Raw genomic sequence first — 15,094 nt, forward strand, 5'->3', positions numbered from 1 at the left:
TACGTCTCTTCACTTTCTTCTACGTCACGCAACGGCGCGCGACAGGAGCCAGAGGACAATGCAGACCAAGCTGGACGAAGCCAAGGCCGAGCTGCTCGCACGGGCCGCCCGGGTAGCTGAGAACAGCCCGGTCGGGGGGTTTCTACCGACTGGGACGACGGACGAGGGCATGCCCGACCAGGACACCGTGCTCGCGTTCCTCCAGCGCTACTACCTGCACACCGCCCCGGAGGACCTCGCCGACCGTGACCCGGTCGATGTCTTCGGCGCCGCCTTCTCCCACTACCGGCTCGGAGAGACCCGCCCCCAGGGCACGGCGAACGTCCGGGTGCACACACCGACCGTCGAGGAGAACGGCTGGACGTGCAGCCACTCCGTGGTCGAGGTGGTCACCGACGACATGCCGTTCCTGGTCGACTCCGTCACCAATGAGCTGTCCCGGCAGGGCCGCGGCATCCATGTGGTGATCCACCCGCAGGTCGTCGTCCGCCGCGACCTCACCGGCAAGCTCCTGGAGGTGCTGCCCGTCGAGCGCGGCGCGGCGCTCAGGAAGCAGGACCTGCCGCACGACGCGCTCGTCGAGTCGTGGATCCATGTCGAGATCGACCGCGAGACCGACCGCGCGGACCTCAAGCAGATCACCGCCGATCTGCTGCGGGTGCTGTCCGACGCCCGTGAGGCCGTCGAGGACTGGGAGAAGATGCGCGACGCGGCGCTGCGCATCGCCGACGAGCTGCCCACCGAACCCACCGCCGACGATCTGCGGGACCAGGAGGTCGAGGAGGCCCGGGAGCTGCTGCGCTGGCTCGCCGCCGACCACTTCACCTTCCTCGGCTTCCGCGAGTACGACCTGCGCGACGACGACTCCCTCGCGCCCGTGCCCGGTACCGGCCTCGGCATCCTGCGCTCCGACCCGCAGCACGGCACCGAGGACCACCACCCGGTGAGCCCGTCCTTCAGCCGGCTGCCCGCCGACGCCCGCGCCAAGGCCCGTGAGCACAAGCTGCTCGTCCTGACCAAGGCCAACAGCCGCGCCACCGTGCACCGGCCCTCGTACCTCGACTACGTCGGGGTGAAGAAGTTCGACGCCGAAGGCAATGTCGTCGGTGAGCGGCGCTTCCTCGGCCTGTTCTCGTCGGCCGCCTACACCGAGTCGGTGCGGCGCGTGCCCGTCATCCGGCGCAAGGTCGAGGAGGTCCTCCAGGGCGCGGGCTTCTCGCCCAACAGCCACGACGGCCGCGACCTGCTCCAGATCCTGGAGACCTACCCGCGCGACGAACTGTTCCAGACGCCCGTCGACGAGCTGCGGTCCATCGTCACCAGCGTGCTGTACCTCCAGGAGCGCCGCCGGCTGCGGCTGTACCTGCGCAAGGACGAGTACGGGCGCTACTACTCGGCGCTGGTGTATCTGCCGCGTGACCGGTACACGACCGGGGTGCGGCTGCGGATCATCGACATCCTCAAGGAGGAACTGCACGGCACCAGCGTCGACTTCACGGCCTGGAACACCGAGTCGATCCTGTCCCGGCTGCACTTCGTCGTCCGCGTCGCGCCCGGCACCGAGCTGCCGCGCCTCAGCGACGCCGACAAGGACCGCGTCGAGGCCCGGCTCGTGGACGCCGCCCGCTCCTGGGCCGACGGCTTCGCGGAGGCGCTGAACGCCGAGTGCGGCGAGGAGCGCGCCGCCGGACTCCTGCGCCGCTACGGAAACGCCTTCCCTGAGGGCTACAAGGCGGACCACACCCCGCGCGCCGCCGTCGCCGACCTGGTCCACATGGAGGCGCTCACCCACGCCGAGAAGGACTTCGCGCTCAGCCTGTACGAGCCGGTCGGCAGCGCCCCCGACGAGCGCCGCTTCAAGATCTACCGCACCGGCGCGCAGGTCTCCCTGTCCGCGGTGCTGCCGGTCCTCAACCGCCTCGGCGTCGAGGTCACCGACGAGCGGCCCTACGAGCTGCGCTGCTCGGACCGCACCACGGCGTGGATCTACGACTTCGGCCTGCGCATGCCTCGCTTCGGCAGCGGCAACGGCGACTACCTCGGAGACGACGGCCGCGAGCGGTTCCAGGAGGCGTTCGCCGCGACCTGGACCGGCGCCGCCGAGAACGACGGGTTCAACGCGCTGGTGCTGAGCGCCGGGCTCAACTGGCGTGAGGCGATGGTGCTGCGCGCCTACGCCAAGTATCTGCGCCAGGCCGGTTCGACGTTCAGCCAGGACTACATGGAGGACACCCTCCGCAACAACGTCCACACCACCCGGCTGCTCGTCAACCTGTTCGAGGCCCGGATGGCGCCCGAGCGCCAGCGTGCCGGTACGGAGCTGATCGACGGACTCCTGGAGGAGCTGGACGGCGCGCTCGACCAGGTCGCCTCGCTCGACGAGGACCGGATCCTGCGGTCCTTCCTCACCGTCATCAAGGCCACGCTGCGCACCAACTTCTTCCAGAGCGCCGACGCCCAGGGCTCCAAGCAGATCCCGGGCGGCACCCCGCACGCGTACGTCTCGATGAAGTTCGACCCGCAGGCCATCCCGGACCTGCCGGCGCCGCGGCCCGCGTACGAGATCTGGGTGTACTCGCCCCGCGTGGAGGGCGTGCATCTGCGGTTCGGGAAGGTCGCGCGCGGTGGGCTGCGCTGGTCGGACCGGCGTGAGGACTTCCGTACGGAGATCCTCGGCCTGGTCAAGGCGCAGATGGTCAAGAACACCGTCATCGTGCCGGTCGGCGCGAAGGGCGGCTTCGTCGCCAAGCAGCTCCCGGACCCGTCCGTGGACCGGGACGCGTGGCTCGCCGAGGGCGTGGCCTCGTACAAGACGTTCATCTCGGCGCTGCTCGACATCACCGACAACATGGTGGCCGGTGAGATCGTGCCGCCCGCCGATGTGGTCCGGCACGACGAGGACGACACCTATCTCGTCGTCGCCGCCGACAAGGGCACCGCGACGTTCTCGGACATCGCCAACGACGTGGCGCAGAGCTACCACTTCTGGCTCGGCGACGCCTTCGCGTCCGGCGGCAGCGCGGGCTACGACCACAAGGGCATGGGCATCACCGCGCGCGGCGCCTGGGAGTCCGTGAAGCGGCACTTCCGGGAGCTGGGGCACGACACGCAGACCCAGGACTTCACGGCGGTCGGCGTCGGCGACATGTCCGGTGACGTGTTCGGCAACGGCATGCTCCTGTCCGAGCACATCCGGCTGGTCGCGGCCTTCGACCACCGGCACATCTTCATCGACCCGCGCCCGGACGCGGCCGTCTCCTACGCCGAGCGGCGCCGCCTGTTCGAGCTGCCGCGCTCCTCATGGGCCGACTACGACAAGTCGCTGATGTCGTCGGGCGGCGGGATCTTCCCGCGTACGGCCAAGGCGATCCAGCTCAACTCGCACATCCGCGAGGCACTCGGCATCGAGTCGGGGACCGCCAAGATGACCCCGGCCGACCTGATGCGCGCGATCCTTCAGGCACCGGTCGACCTGCTGTGGAACGGCGGTATCGGCACGTATGTGAAGGCGTCCACGGAGTCGAACGCCGAGGTCGGCGACAAGGCCAACGACGCGATCCGCGTGGACGGCGCCGACCTGCGTGCCAAGGTCGTCGGCGAGGGCGGCAACCTGGGCCTGACCCAGCTCGGCCGGATCGAGTTCGCCACCGGCGGCGGCAAGGTCAACACCGACGCCATCGACAACAGCGCGGGCGTGGACACCTCCGACCACGAGGTGAACATCAAGATCCTGCTCAACTCGGTCGTCGCGGACGGCGACATGACCGTCAAGCAGCGCAACACGTTCCTCGCCGAGATGACCGACGAGGTCGGCCGTCTCGTCCTGCGCAACAACTACGCGCAGAACGTGGCCCTCGCCAACGGAATGGCCCAGTCCGCCTCGCTGCTCCACGCCCATCAGCGGTTCATGCGCCGCCTCGGCAAGGACGGCGCGCTCGACCGTGGCCTGGAGTTCCTGCCGAGCGACCGGCAGATCCGGGAGCGGATGAACGCGGGCCGCGGTCTGACCCAGCCCGAACTCGCCGTCCTGCTCGCCTACACCAAGATCACGGCCGCCGAGGAGCTGATCGGCACAGGGCTCCCCGACGACCCGTATCTGCGCCGGCTGCTGCACGCGTACTTCCCGCAGGCACTGGTCGAGCGGTTCCCCGAGCAGGTCGACGGGCACGCGCTGAACCGCGAGATCGTGACGACCGTCCTCGTCAACGACACCGTGAACTCCGGCGGTTCGACGTTCCTGCACCGGCTGCGCGAGGAGTCGGGCGCCTCCCTGGAGGAGATCGTGCGGGCGCAGCTCGCCGCGCGGGAGATCTTCGGGCTCGGCGCGGTGTGGGACGCGGTCGAGGCGCTCGACACCGTGGTCGCCGCCGACATCCAGACCCGGATCCGGCTGCACTCGCGGCGCCTGGTCGAGCGCGGCACCCGCTGGCTGCTGAACAACCGGCCGCAGCCGCTGCAACTCGCCGAGACCATCGACTTCTTCCGTGAGGGCGTCGCCGAGGTCTGGTCCGAGTTGCCGAAGCTGCTGCGCGGCGCGGACGTCGAGTGGTACCAGCGGATCCACGACGAGCTGACCGAGGCCGGGGTGCCGGGCGAGTTGGCTACCCGGGTCGCCGGGTTCTCGTCGGCGTTCCCGGCGCTCGACATCGTCGCCATCGCGGACCGGATGGACAAGGACCCGATGGCGGTCGCCGAGGTGTACTACGACCTCGCGGACCGGTTGCGGATCGCGCAACTCATGGACCGGATCATCGAACTGCCGCGGGCCGACCGCTGGCAGTCGATGGCGCGGGCCTCGATCCGTGAGGACCTGTTCGCGGCGCACGCGGCACTCACCGCGGACATCCTCGCCGTCGGCAACGGCGCGTCGACGCCCGAGCAGCGGTTCAAGTCGTGGGAGGAGAAGAACGCGCCGATCCTCAGCCGGGCCCGGACGACCCTGGAGGAGATCCAGAGTTCGGACGCGTTCGACCTGGCGAACCTGTCGGTCGCGATGCGGACCATGCGGACGCTGCTGCGTACGCACACCTGATCCGTACGGGACCCTGCGGGGGCGTCCGGCACCACGCGGTGCGGGGCGCCCCCGTTGGCGTTCAGGGACGGCACTCAGGGACGACGTTCAGGGAAAATTCCGGCATTCCGTTTAAAGTGGACCCGATTGTCAGACTTGAGGGGTGTCCACTTCGTGACCGTCAATGTGTCCGACAGCCCACTGCGGCAACTGCCCGCGGCCGGGCCCGCGCTCGCCCGCCTACGCCGTCTCGCGCTCGAAGTCGTCAAGTTCGGGATCGTCGGCGGCAGTGGCGTCGCGGTCAACTTCGTCGTCTTCAACCTGCTGCTGCACGGCCTGGCGTCCGGCCCGATGACCGCGACCGTCCTCGCGAGCTGTGTCGCCATGGGGACCAACTACATCGGCTTCCGCTTCTTCGCCTACCGCGACCGGGCCTCGCGCACCCGGCAGCAGATCCTGCTGTTCTTCGTCTTCAGCGGCATCGGCGTGTTCATGGAGAGCGTCCTCTTCTACGCCGCCTATCACGGCGCGGGCATGACAGGGCCACTGGAATCCAACGCCGCCAAGGCACTGTCGATCGCCCTGGCCTCCGCTTTCCGGTTCCTGGTGTACCGCACGTGGGTTTTCCAGCACGATGGGTGTCTTGAACCGGAACGCGATGGAGCCTGTGGAGCCCGCGGCTAACCGGTCCGGCGCCGCCCCTGTGGCCGTCTCCTGGACCGCCGCCGGGGCCCTCCTGCTGCTGCTCGCCCTGGTCATCGTGCGGCTGCCGTGGGCCGGCGATCTCGGTATGCACGCCGCCACCCTCGAACGCCTCCGGCACAGCCTCCTCGACCCCGGCAACCCGCTGGTCGACGCGGACACGCCGAGCCCGTACTACTCGCCCTGGACCGTGCTCCTCGGCGCGTTCGCCAAGGTCACCGGGCTCGGGACCTTCACCGTCCTGCGGATCGCCGCCGTCGTCGGGCTGGCCGTGCTCGTCACCGGGGTGTGGCGGTTCGTGCGGACACTGAGCGCGCACCGGGCGGCGCCCGCCGTCGCCGTACTGTGCGTGCTGCTGCTGTGGGGGACGGAGCGGTTCAACTGGAGCGGCTTTCCCGGGCTCGGGTCACTGGCGCTGACGGTCGCGTATCCCAGCACGTTCGCGCTGGGGCTCGCCTTCCATCTGTGGGCCGGGCTGCGGCGCGCCCTGCGGATCGCGGCGTCCTGGTGGGTGTTCCTGGGTCTGGGGCTGCTGTGGGCCGTGGTGCTGCTGTGTCATCAGTTCTCCGGTGTGGTCGCGACCTTCGGGGCCCTCGCGATGCTGCTCGGCGCCCGGCCATGGCCCGGCAGAGCCGTCTGGCTGCGGCTCGCGGCCGGGCTCGTGCTCGGAATCGTGGTGCTCGTCGGCTGGCCGTACTACGACTTCTTCGCGCTGTTGCGTACCGGCGGTGGGCTCGACGCGATCCACCGGTCGCTGTACCGGCAGGTGCTGCCGCACCTCGGGCTCGCGCTGCTCGGGGTCGTCGCGCTCGCCCTGCGCTGGCGCCGGGACCGCAGGGATCCGCTGGTGATCTTCTTCGCACTCGGTGCGGTGGTGTTCGTGGCGGGTGGGGTGACCGGGCACTACGCGTGGGGGCGGGTGTTGCCGGCGGCGCTGATCCCGGCGCAGGTCGCGGCGGCGCTTGAGGTGTTCGAGGTGTCGTCTCTCGCCGTGCGGCGGGCTTTCGGCGGGGTGTTGTGCGCTGCGCTGGCCGTGGGGGCCTTCGCCCAGTCCGGGACGCTCGGGTATGTGGTGCCGGAACGGGTGTTGCCTTCAGTGGTGGCCGAGAAGTACCAGGTGCCGTGGGTGGGGTACCGGTGGATCACCCCGTGGGTGCGGTACGGGGATGTCGTGATGGCTCAGACGTTTCCCGCTCGGCAGATTCCGGCGTACGGGGGGTACACCGTGGCGCCCGGGTATCCGGATGTGTTTCTTCCGGATGAGGGGGTGCGGGTGCGGGACCGGAACCTGTACTACTCGCCTTCGGCTTCGGACGGGGAGCGGGGGAGGGTGCTTCGGGAGTACGGGGTGCGGTGGGTGGTCGGGGGGCCGGAATGGAGTGGGGTACGGGCTGTGGGTACGGGGCCTCAGGGGCTGGTGTTGTACGAGGTTGTCCGGGGCTGAGGGGACCTGTGCGGTCGGTCTGAGGGTCCTGTGCGGGCGGTCCGCGGTTGCCCGTTTCAGTGCTAACGCAGCGCGCTGGCTATCAGTTCCGCTGCCTTGCGCAATTTCGGGACTGCCAGTCTGCGGGCCGCCGGTTGGATCAGGCGGGCTGTGGCGCCCGTAGGTGACCAGTGGATCTGTAGGCGGCCCGGTCCCCTGCCCTCCGGTTCTACCGTGAGTTGGTGGTGGGGTGCCCTTGTCGTCAGGGGCGGAAAGGTCAACGGGGCGAGGAGCAGGCCCGTGTTGCGGAGGCCCTGTTCCTCCAGGATCAGGATCGGGTGGCGGGTGCCGTCGAAGCCCTGGAGGGGGAGCGGGGCCGCTGCCAGGTCCAGGCGTACGCGGCCCTCGAAGACGCCGGGGCGTACGGGGTCCAACCGGAACCGCACCGTCAGGCGGCGTCGGGCCGGGGCCACCGCGATACTCGCCACGCGCGGTCCGACCGGCAGCCGCAGCCCCGGGTCGTAGGTGCGGACGCTCAGGTCGACGTTCGCGCCGGGCCCCCGCTCCACCGACAGGATCTCGTGCCGGAACAGGGCGCTCGGGAACGGCCTGCTGTCCACCCGCTGGTCGGTGAGGTCCAGCGCGGCCCGGCCGTCCTCCGTGTCGGGCACCCGGTCGCCCCAGTAGATCCGGCCGTCCGCGTCCGTGACCGTCTCGCGGGGTGCCACGCCCTGCCCGAGCCCACGTGCCGCGAGCCGGACATCGGCGAAGCGGCCGTCCCGTACGAGCTGGATCACCACCCGTTCCGCGCGCGGCAGTCGGGCGTACGCGGCGGGGGACAGGGTCGCGAGGTACGGGTCCATGATCTCGGCGAAGCCCGCCAGCCAGGCGTCGTCGCGGAACGGCAGGTCGCCCGCGTACATCCGGAAGTCGTGCTTGAGGAACTTGTAGTCCTTGTCCTCGCGGATCGACGCGTGGCCGCTGTCGGTGAGGAAGGCGTCGATGAGGCGTTGGACATGGACGCGGTCGCGGACGTTGGCCAGTCTGTGCCGTTGATTCGATATCGAGGCGTCCGCGGCGGCGACGTACGGCGCGATGTACCAGCGGTACACCGGCTCCGGGACGATCGTGAACGAGCGGGCGAGACAGTACGCCTGGGCCGAGAACAACTGGTCCTCGTAGTGGATGCCCTCGGGGAAGCGCAGGGCATGCCGGTCGAGGAAGTCCTTGCGGTACATCTTGCTGGTCGACAAGTGCTCGAAGAGCAGCCGGGGTTCGGCGTCGATGCCGTCCACCGTGCGGCGCTCGGCGACCAGATGCGGCATCCAGGTGGAGACCCGGCCGGTGTCCGTGCGTACCCGCTCGACCGCGCCCATCGCGAAGTCGATGTCCCGCTCGTGGTGTGCGGCGAGGAGCGACTCGACCGAGTGGGGCGGGAGTTCGTCGTCGCTGTCGAGGAACATCACATAGGGGGCGCGGGCGATGTCCAGCGCGCGGTTGCGGGGCGCGCTGCATCCGCCGCTGTTCTCCGGGAGCCGCACATACGTGATCCGGTCGTCCTCGGCCGCCAACGCGCGGGCCACCTGGGGCGTTTCGTCCGTGGAGTGGTCGTCGCTGATGACGATCTCGATGTTCGCGTGGGTCTGCCGGCGCAGCGACGCCACGGCACGCGGCAGCCGCTCGGCGTCGTTGAAGACGATGACCGTCACGGTCACATCGGGCTCGGGGCGGCTGGTCATAGGGCGGCGGCCTCCTCCGGGGTGGGCGCGGGGACGCGTTGGTCGACCGGGATCACCGGGGGCAGGGCGGACTCGTCCGCGCCGAGGAAGACCCGGCGCACCACCCGCTCGGCGGCCCGTCCGTCGTCGAACTCGCAGAAGCGGCGCCGGAACGCGGCCCGCGCCTTCGCCGCCGACCCGTCGCGCCACGCACCGGACCGGAACACCTCGGTCAACTCGTCCTGGGTACGGGCCACCTGCCCCGGGGCGTTCTCCGTCAGGTCGAAGTACACGCCCCGGGTCTTCGCGTACGTCTCCCAGTCATCGGCGTAGACGACGATCGGGCGGTCCAGGTTGGCGTAGTCGAACATGATCGACGAATAGTCCGTGACGAGCGCGTCGGCGGCGAGTGCCAGTTCCTCGACCGGGTCGTACGCGGAGACGTCGATGATCCGGCCGCCGCGCCGCAGACCGGCGAGCGGGGACGCGGCGCCGCCGTAGAAGTAGTGGCCGCGCACCAGGATCACGGTTTCGTCGCCGAGCCGTTCGGCGAGGTCCGCGAGGTCGAGCCGGGGCGTCCAACTCGCCTCGTAGTCACGGTGCGTCGGCGCGTACAGCAGGGCGGTGCGGCCGGGGGCGATACCGAGGCGCTCGCGGACGGCGAGGATGTCGGCGGCCGTCGCGCGGTGCAGGACGTCGTTGCGCGGGTAGCCGTGGTCGAGCGAGACGAAGTGCGAAGGGTACGCGCGCTCCCACGTCTCGCTGGAGTGGGTGTTCGCCGAGACGCTGTAGTCCCACTTGTCGACACGGGCGAGCAGACCCCGGAAGTTGAGGCCCTTGGACGCCGTCGGATAGTCGAGCTGGTCCAGGCCCATCCGCTTCAGCGGGGTGCCGTGATGCGTCTGGAGGTGGATCGCGTCGGGGCGTTTGACGATCGCGCCGGGGAAGTTGACGTTGTTGACGAGGTACTTGGCGCGGGCCATCACCTCCCAGTACCGCCGGGTGCCGGGCACCACATGGTCGGTGCCGGGCGGCAGCAGCGGCGCGTTCGCGGTCGACACCACCCACACCGGGTGGATGTGCGGGGCGAGTTCGCCGAGCTTCGCCGCGATCGCCGCCGGATTGCAGGCGACGCCCCGGTCCCAGTACGCGGAGAACACGGCGAGGTCCGGGTCGACGGGCCCCGCCAGGGCCTTGCGGTAGCGGTGGTCGCGCAGCGTGGTGCCGACCTTCCGCTTGCGGCGCGCGAACTCGGACCGCAGCTCGCGGCGCTTGTGGTTGACGGTCTGGAACGCGCGGTACCTTTCGTAGGCGTCCTGTTCCAGGAGGGCGTGCCGGATGCCGTCGAGCCCTTCGGGGCGGACATGGCCCTCGGGGCGCCAGCGGGCGGCGGCGCGTGACGCGCGGTGGAAGAACTCCTTGGCGACCGGTCCGGGCAGCGCGTCACGGGCGATGATCCGCAGCCACTCGCCGACCATCACGTCGTAGAACACGCCGCGCGCCGCCCTGGCCGTGCCGAGACCCGCCATCAGGCTCTGCACCGCCTCGTACCGCTCCACGACCGCGAACTGCTCCGCGGGGGTGAGCGGCGGCAGGCTCGCGGTGCGCAGTCTGCGGTCGTCCAGGACGACCTGGTCGAGGGCGGCGACACGGCGGGCGTGGACGAGGGTGGCGTAGGCCAGGGTCGGCTCGTCGTCCAGGGCGGCGAAGGCGTGGCGGGCGTCCTGCCAGAACGTCGCGCGCAGGGTGCGGTTGCCGAGGAGCGGTGCGAGGCGCAGCAGGTCGGGGAAGTCGCCGAGGCCGAGGGGTGAGCGGCCCGCGCGGGCCAGGACCGTGCCGTCGTCGGACGGTACCCCGGAGGTGTGCCAGGTCGAGTGGACGTGGTCCATGACGACGACGTCCACCTCGTCCGGCTGGCCCGCCGTGGCGTCCGCGATGCTCCGGACGGCGCCCGGGGGGAGCCGGTCCTTGGCGTGCGCGAAGTGCAGCCAGGTGCCGCGCGCCCGCTCGGCGCCGGCCGCGCGGGCCGCACCGAGCGAGGTGTCGTCGGACAGCGGCACGGTGACGAAGCGGGGGTCACGGGCGGCGTAGGTGTCGGCGACGCGCCGGGCCGAGGCGCCGACGGCGGCGACGATCACCTCGGTCGCCGTCGACGGCCGGTCGGCGACGGCGTCCAGGCAGGCGCCGAGATGGCCCTGGACATTGCGGCCGTGGACGATGACGCTTAGGCGCGGCTGCTCCGGCATCTGCTCCGGCATCCTCACCCCTCACTCTTTCGGTTGACGCTCCCACAGTGTTCGTAACGGAGCAATTCGTCAGAAAGTTCGTATCGTCAGAAAGTCCGTAACAGGCCGATTCGTCAAGAAGGAAGAAGCACGTCCGTCTTCGGCGGTTCCGCTTTCTGCTGTTTCGGTGGCTTTTTCTTGGGTGCGGACGGCTTGTCCGCGCCGCCGGTGAACGCCTCGTACTCCTTGAGCACGTCGTCCGTGGGGCCGTCCATGCGCAGCTCGCCGCGCTCCAGCCACAGGACGCGGTCGCAGGTGTCGCGGATGGACTTGTTGCTGTGGCTGACCAGGAAGACCGTGCCGGCCTCCTTGCGCAGTTCGCGGATACGGGCTTCGGAGCGGCGCTGGAAGGAGCGGTCGCCGGTGGCCAGGGCCTCGTCGATGAGCAGGACGTCGTGGTCCTTGGCGGCGGCGATGGAGAACCGGAGCCGGGCGGCCATGCCGGAGGAGTACGTCCGCATGGGCAGCGAGATGAAGTCGCCCTTCTCGTTGATGCCGGAGAAGTCGACGATGCCGTCGTAGCGCTCGCGGACCTGGTCGCGGGACATGCCCATGGCGAGGCCGCCGAGGTGGACGTTGCGCTCGCCGGTCAGGTCGTTCATCAGGGCCGCGTTGACGCCGAGGAGGGAGGGCTGGCCGCCGGTGTAGATATGGCCGTTCTCGACGGGGAGCAGGCCCGCGACGGCCTTGAGCAGGGTGGACTTGCCGGAGCCGTTGGTGCCGATCAGGCCGATCGCCTCGCCGCGGTAGGCGGTGAACGAGACCCGCTTGACGGCGTGCACGGTACGGACGCCTGCGGCGCGGTCGCTCTTCTCGCGGCCCGTACGGCTGCGGCGGCGCAGCATACGGCTGAGGGCGGCGGTGGCGGTGCCGCGGCCGGAGCCGGTGCCGTGGACGCGGTAGACGATGTCGACGGCGTCGACGATGACGGTGGGGACGAGGGAGTCGGGGGTGCCGTGGGTTGTGGTGTCGGGGATGCCGGGGGTTTTGGTTGCCCTGGTGTCGGGGGTGCCTTGGTTTGTGGTGTCGGCGGTGCCTTGGGCTGTGGTGTCGGGGGTGCCTTGGGTTGCGGAGATGTCAGCCACGGCCGTAGGTCTCCTCTGCCTTCCAGAAGTAGATGAAGCCGCCGACGCCGGCGAGCAGGGCCCAGCCGAGGGCCCAGGCCCAGACGTGGGCGGGCAGCTGGCTCGCGTGGAAGCTGTCGATCAGCGCGAACCGCATCAGGTCGATGTAGACGGCGGCCGGATTGCACTCCAGCAGGACCTTGACGAACTCCGGGATGTCCCGGCCCGCCACCACCTTCTCGATGCTCCACATCACTCCGGACGTGTACATCCAGGTCCGCAGCAGAAAGGGCATGAGCTGGGCGATGTCCGGGGTCTTGCTGCCCATCCGCGCCACGATCAGCGCGAGGCCGGTGTTGAACGTGAACTGGAGGACCAGGACCGGGGCGACCAAAAGCCAGGCCGGGGTGGGCGGCACGCCAAAGGCGAGCAGGATGACGACCAGCGCGCACATGGAGAACAGCAGTTGCTGGAGCTGTTGCAGCGCGAAGGAGACGGGGAGCGCGGCGCGCGGGAAGTGCAGGGCCCTGACCAGGCCGAGGTTGCCGGAGATGGCGCGGGTGCCGGCCATCACGGACTGCTGCGTGAACGTGAAGACGAAGACGCCGGTGACGAGGAACGGGACGTAGTCCTCGACGCCGCGCCGGGTGTTCATGAGCACGCCGAAGATGAAGTAGTACACCGCCGCGTTCAGCAGCGGGGTCATGACCTGCCAGACCTGGCCGAGCTTGGCCTGGCTGTACTGCGAGGTGAGTTTGGCGGTGGCAAAGGCGGTGATGAAATGCCGCCGCCGCCAGAGCTGTCCGACATAGGCGGGCAGCGTCGGGCGGGCGCCGCTGACCGTGAGACCGTGCCGGGCGGCCAGCTCCGCGGGGGAGAGGGCGCCGGACGAGGGCGGGGTGCCGGGTGAGGCGCCGGAGGGGGTGGCCGCCGGACCGGGCGGCGCGTCGATGACCTGGCTCACAACCGTTGCTTTCGCTCGGGGAGGCTGACGCGGGGATACGGGGGGTGGGGTGATCCCGTGCCGGAACGTGTGCCGGAACGCGCGGGCTGTTCGCTGCTCCGTCGGAACGGACCCGTATCGTCGCAACGTCGAGACTAGGCCGTTAGCACGTCGGAACGCAACCGTATCGTCGTCACGCTTTATGCTGTCCGTATGTCGACGACGAGCGAAACGGCACGTGACGAGCCGCCGCGCCGCCGCCGCGCCCCCGCCGGGGCGGCCGTGCTGCGCGAGGACAAGACCGAGGCGATCCGTGCGGCCGTCTTCGGGGAACTCGCGGCGGTCGGCTACGGCCGGATGTCGATCGAGGGCATCGCGCGCAGAGCCGGCGTCGGCAAGACCGCCGTCTACCGGCGCTGGCGCTCCAAGCTCCACCTCGTCCTGGACGTCGTCTCCGCCGTCGCGGTACAGGGCCTGCCCATGCCGGACACGGGCTCCCTCGAAGGCGACCTGCGCCTGCTGTACGAGGTGATGTCCCGGGCCCTGCGGCACCCGCTGGCCTCGCAGATCCTGCCGGACCTCCAGGCGGAGGCGGCCCGCAACCCGGAGATCGCCGAAGCCCTCCAGAAGGCACTGCGCGAGGGGCAGCACGGGGTGGCGAGCGGCATCCTCCAGGCCGCCACGACCCGCGGCGAACTCACCCCGACCCTCGACGAGTCCCTGGCCCTCGACCTGATCTCGGGCCCCCTGTACTGGCACACAGCCGTCATGCGCGACCCCGTCCCGAAGGGCTACGTACCATCCCTGGCGCGGGCAACGGCAGCGGCATTGAAGTCCCTTTGAGCCGACCGCCCTTGAGCCGACCGGCTTTGAGTCGACCGCCTTTGAGCCGGAGGTCCTTGAGCCGGAGGTCCTTGAGCGAGGGGCCTTTGAGGGCGGCCTCGGAATCGTCAGCCCTTCCGTTCCGTCGGATGGTGGTGGAGCCAGCCCTGCCAGGCTGAGGTGATCATGGCGTCGGTGTCATGGGTGGACTTCCAGTGGAGGGCGTCGGCGATGCGGTCCGCCGACGCGACCACGCTCGGGGGGTCGCCGGGGCGGCGGGGGGCGATCGTGGGGGTCACCGTGTGGCCCGTGATCGTGGTGATCCGGTCGATCATCTCGCGGACCGAAACGCCTTCGCCGCGGCCGATGTTGAGGGTCAGGTCGGTGCCGGGGGCCGCGGCCAGGCGGTGGGCGGCGGCGACGTGGGCCTCCGCGAGATCGACCACGTGGATGTAGTCGCGGACGCAGGTGCCGTCCGGGGTCGGGTAGTCGGCGCCGAAGATCTGTGGGGGTTCGTCCGCCGTCAGCTTCTCGAAGACCATCGGGACGAGGTTGAACACACCCGTGTCGGCGAGTTCGGGCGTCGCGGCGCCCGCGACGTTGAAGTACCGCAGCGACGCCGTCGCCAGGCCGTGCGCCCGGCCCACGGCCCGTACCAGCCACTCGCCCGCGAGCTTGGTCTCGCCGTACGGGCTCATCGGCACACAGGGGGTGTCCTCGGTGACCAGGGTGCCGGGCGCGCCGTCCGGCATGCCGTAGACCGCCGCCGACGACGAGAACACGAACGACCCGACGCCCGCGTCGACCACGGCTTCCAGGAGGACCCGCAGCCCCTCGATGTTCTCGTGGTAGTAGTGCAGCGGCAGGTCAACGGACTCGCCGACCTGCTTCTTCGCCGCGAGGTGCACCACGCCTTTGATGCCGTGCCCGGCGATCGCACGGGTCACCAGCGCCCGGTCCAGGGTCGAGCCGACGACCAGCGGTACGCCGTCGGGGACGCGCTCGGCGACACCGGTGGACAGGTCGTCGTAGACCACGGTCCGTTCGCCCGCCTCGGTCATCGCGCGGACGACATGCGCTCCGATGTAGCCGGCACCGCCGGTGATCAGCCAGGTCATGGGGTCGT

At 70.3% G+C, this 15,094-nt stretch carries 9 protein-coding genes; 4 read left to right on the forward strand and 5 right to left on the reverse strand.

The genetic code is table 11. The features are described 5' to 3' along the window. Positions 1-58: 58 nt before the first annotated feature. The 3 genes from ACFVT5_RS03665 (at position 59) to ACFVT5_RS03675 (ending at position 7,157) form a co-directional block, all read left to right on the forward strand. On the forward strand, positions 59-5,032 hold the full coding sequence (locus tag ACFVT5_RS03665; protein ID WP_389881065.1) for an NAD-glutamate dehydrogenase: 4,974 nt from the start codon (positions 59-61) through the stop codon (positions 5,030-5,032). 153 nt (positions 5,033-5,185) lie between these two features. After that, positions 5,186-5,695 carry a GtrA family protein gene (locus ACFVT5_RS03670; protein WP_389881067.1) on the forward strand — a complete coding sequence of 170 codons (510 nt, stop codon included), beginning with the start codon at positions 5,186-5,188 and terminating at the stop codon, positions 5,693-5,695. Further along, entirely contained in the window at positions 5,670-7,157 is a 1,488-nt protein-coding gene (locus ACFVT5_RS03675) for a hypothetical protein (protein ID WP_389882042.1), read from the forward strand. Before ACFVT5_RS03670 ends, ACFVT5_RS03675 begins: the two co-directional genes overlap by 26 nt. A 62-nt stretch (positions 7,158-7,219) precedes the next feature. Here ACFVT5_RS03675 and ACFVT5_RS03680 read toward each other — a convergent pair whose 3' ends face one another. The 4 genes from ACFVT5_RS03680 to ACFVT5_RS03695 form a co-directional block, all read right to left on the reverse strand. Continuing rightward, a complete protein-coding gene (locus ACFVT5_RS03680) occupies positions 7,220-8,875 on the reverse strand; it encodes a glycosyltransferase family 2 protein (protein ID WP_389881069.1) in 1,656 nt (551 codons plus the stop codon). Beyond that, entirely contained in the window at positions 8,872-11,112 is a 2,241-nt protein-coding gene (locus tag ACFVT5_RS03685; protein WP_389881071.1) for a CDP-glycerol glycerophosphotransferase family protein, read from the reverse strand. The genes ACFVT5_RS03680 and ACFVT5_RS03685 overlap by 4 nt, the downstream gene beginning before the upstream one ends. A gap of 101 nt (positions 11,113-11,213) precedes the next feature. Beyond that, positions 11,214-12,116, reverse strand: coding sequence for an ABC transporter ATP-binding protein (locus ACFVT5_RS03690; RefSeq protein ID WP_389882044.1), 903 nt, complete (start codon positions 12,114-12,116; stop codon positions 11,214-11,216). 100 nt (positions 12,117-12,216) lie between these two features. Then, positions 12,217-13,167, reverse strand: a complete 951-nt coding sequence (locus ACFVT5_RS03695) for an ABC transporter permease (RefSeq protein WP_389881072.1) — start codon at positions 13,165-13,167, stop codon at positions 12,217-12,219. Between the two features lie 192 nt (positions 13,168-13,359). Here ACFVT5_RS03695 and ACFVT5_RS03700 point away from each other — a divergent pair, with 192 nt between their 5' ends. After that, entirely contained in the window at positions 13,360-13,989 is a 630-nt protein-coding gene (locus ACFVT5_RS03700; RefSeq protein WP_389881074.1) for a TetR/AcrR family transcriptional regulator, read from the forward strand. Positions 13,990-14,096: 107 nt separating this feature from the next. Here the strand turns inward: ACFVT5_RS03700 and galE are convergent, their stop codons facing one another. Beyond that, complete coding sequence (gene galE / locus ACFVT5_RS03705) at positions 14,097-15,086, reverse strand: UDP-glucose 4-epimerase GalE (RefSeq protein ID WP_389881076.1); 990 nt, start codon at positions 15,084-15,086, stop codon at positions 14,097-14,099. Positions 15,087-15,094 lie beyond the last annotated feature (8 nt).

Source organism: Streptomyces sp. NPDC058001 (assembly GCF_042886315.1).
GTDB lineage: Bacteria > Actinomycetota > Actinomycetes > Streptomycetales > Streptomycetaceae > Streptomyces.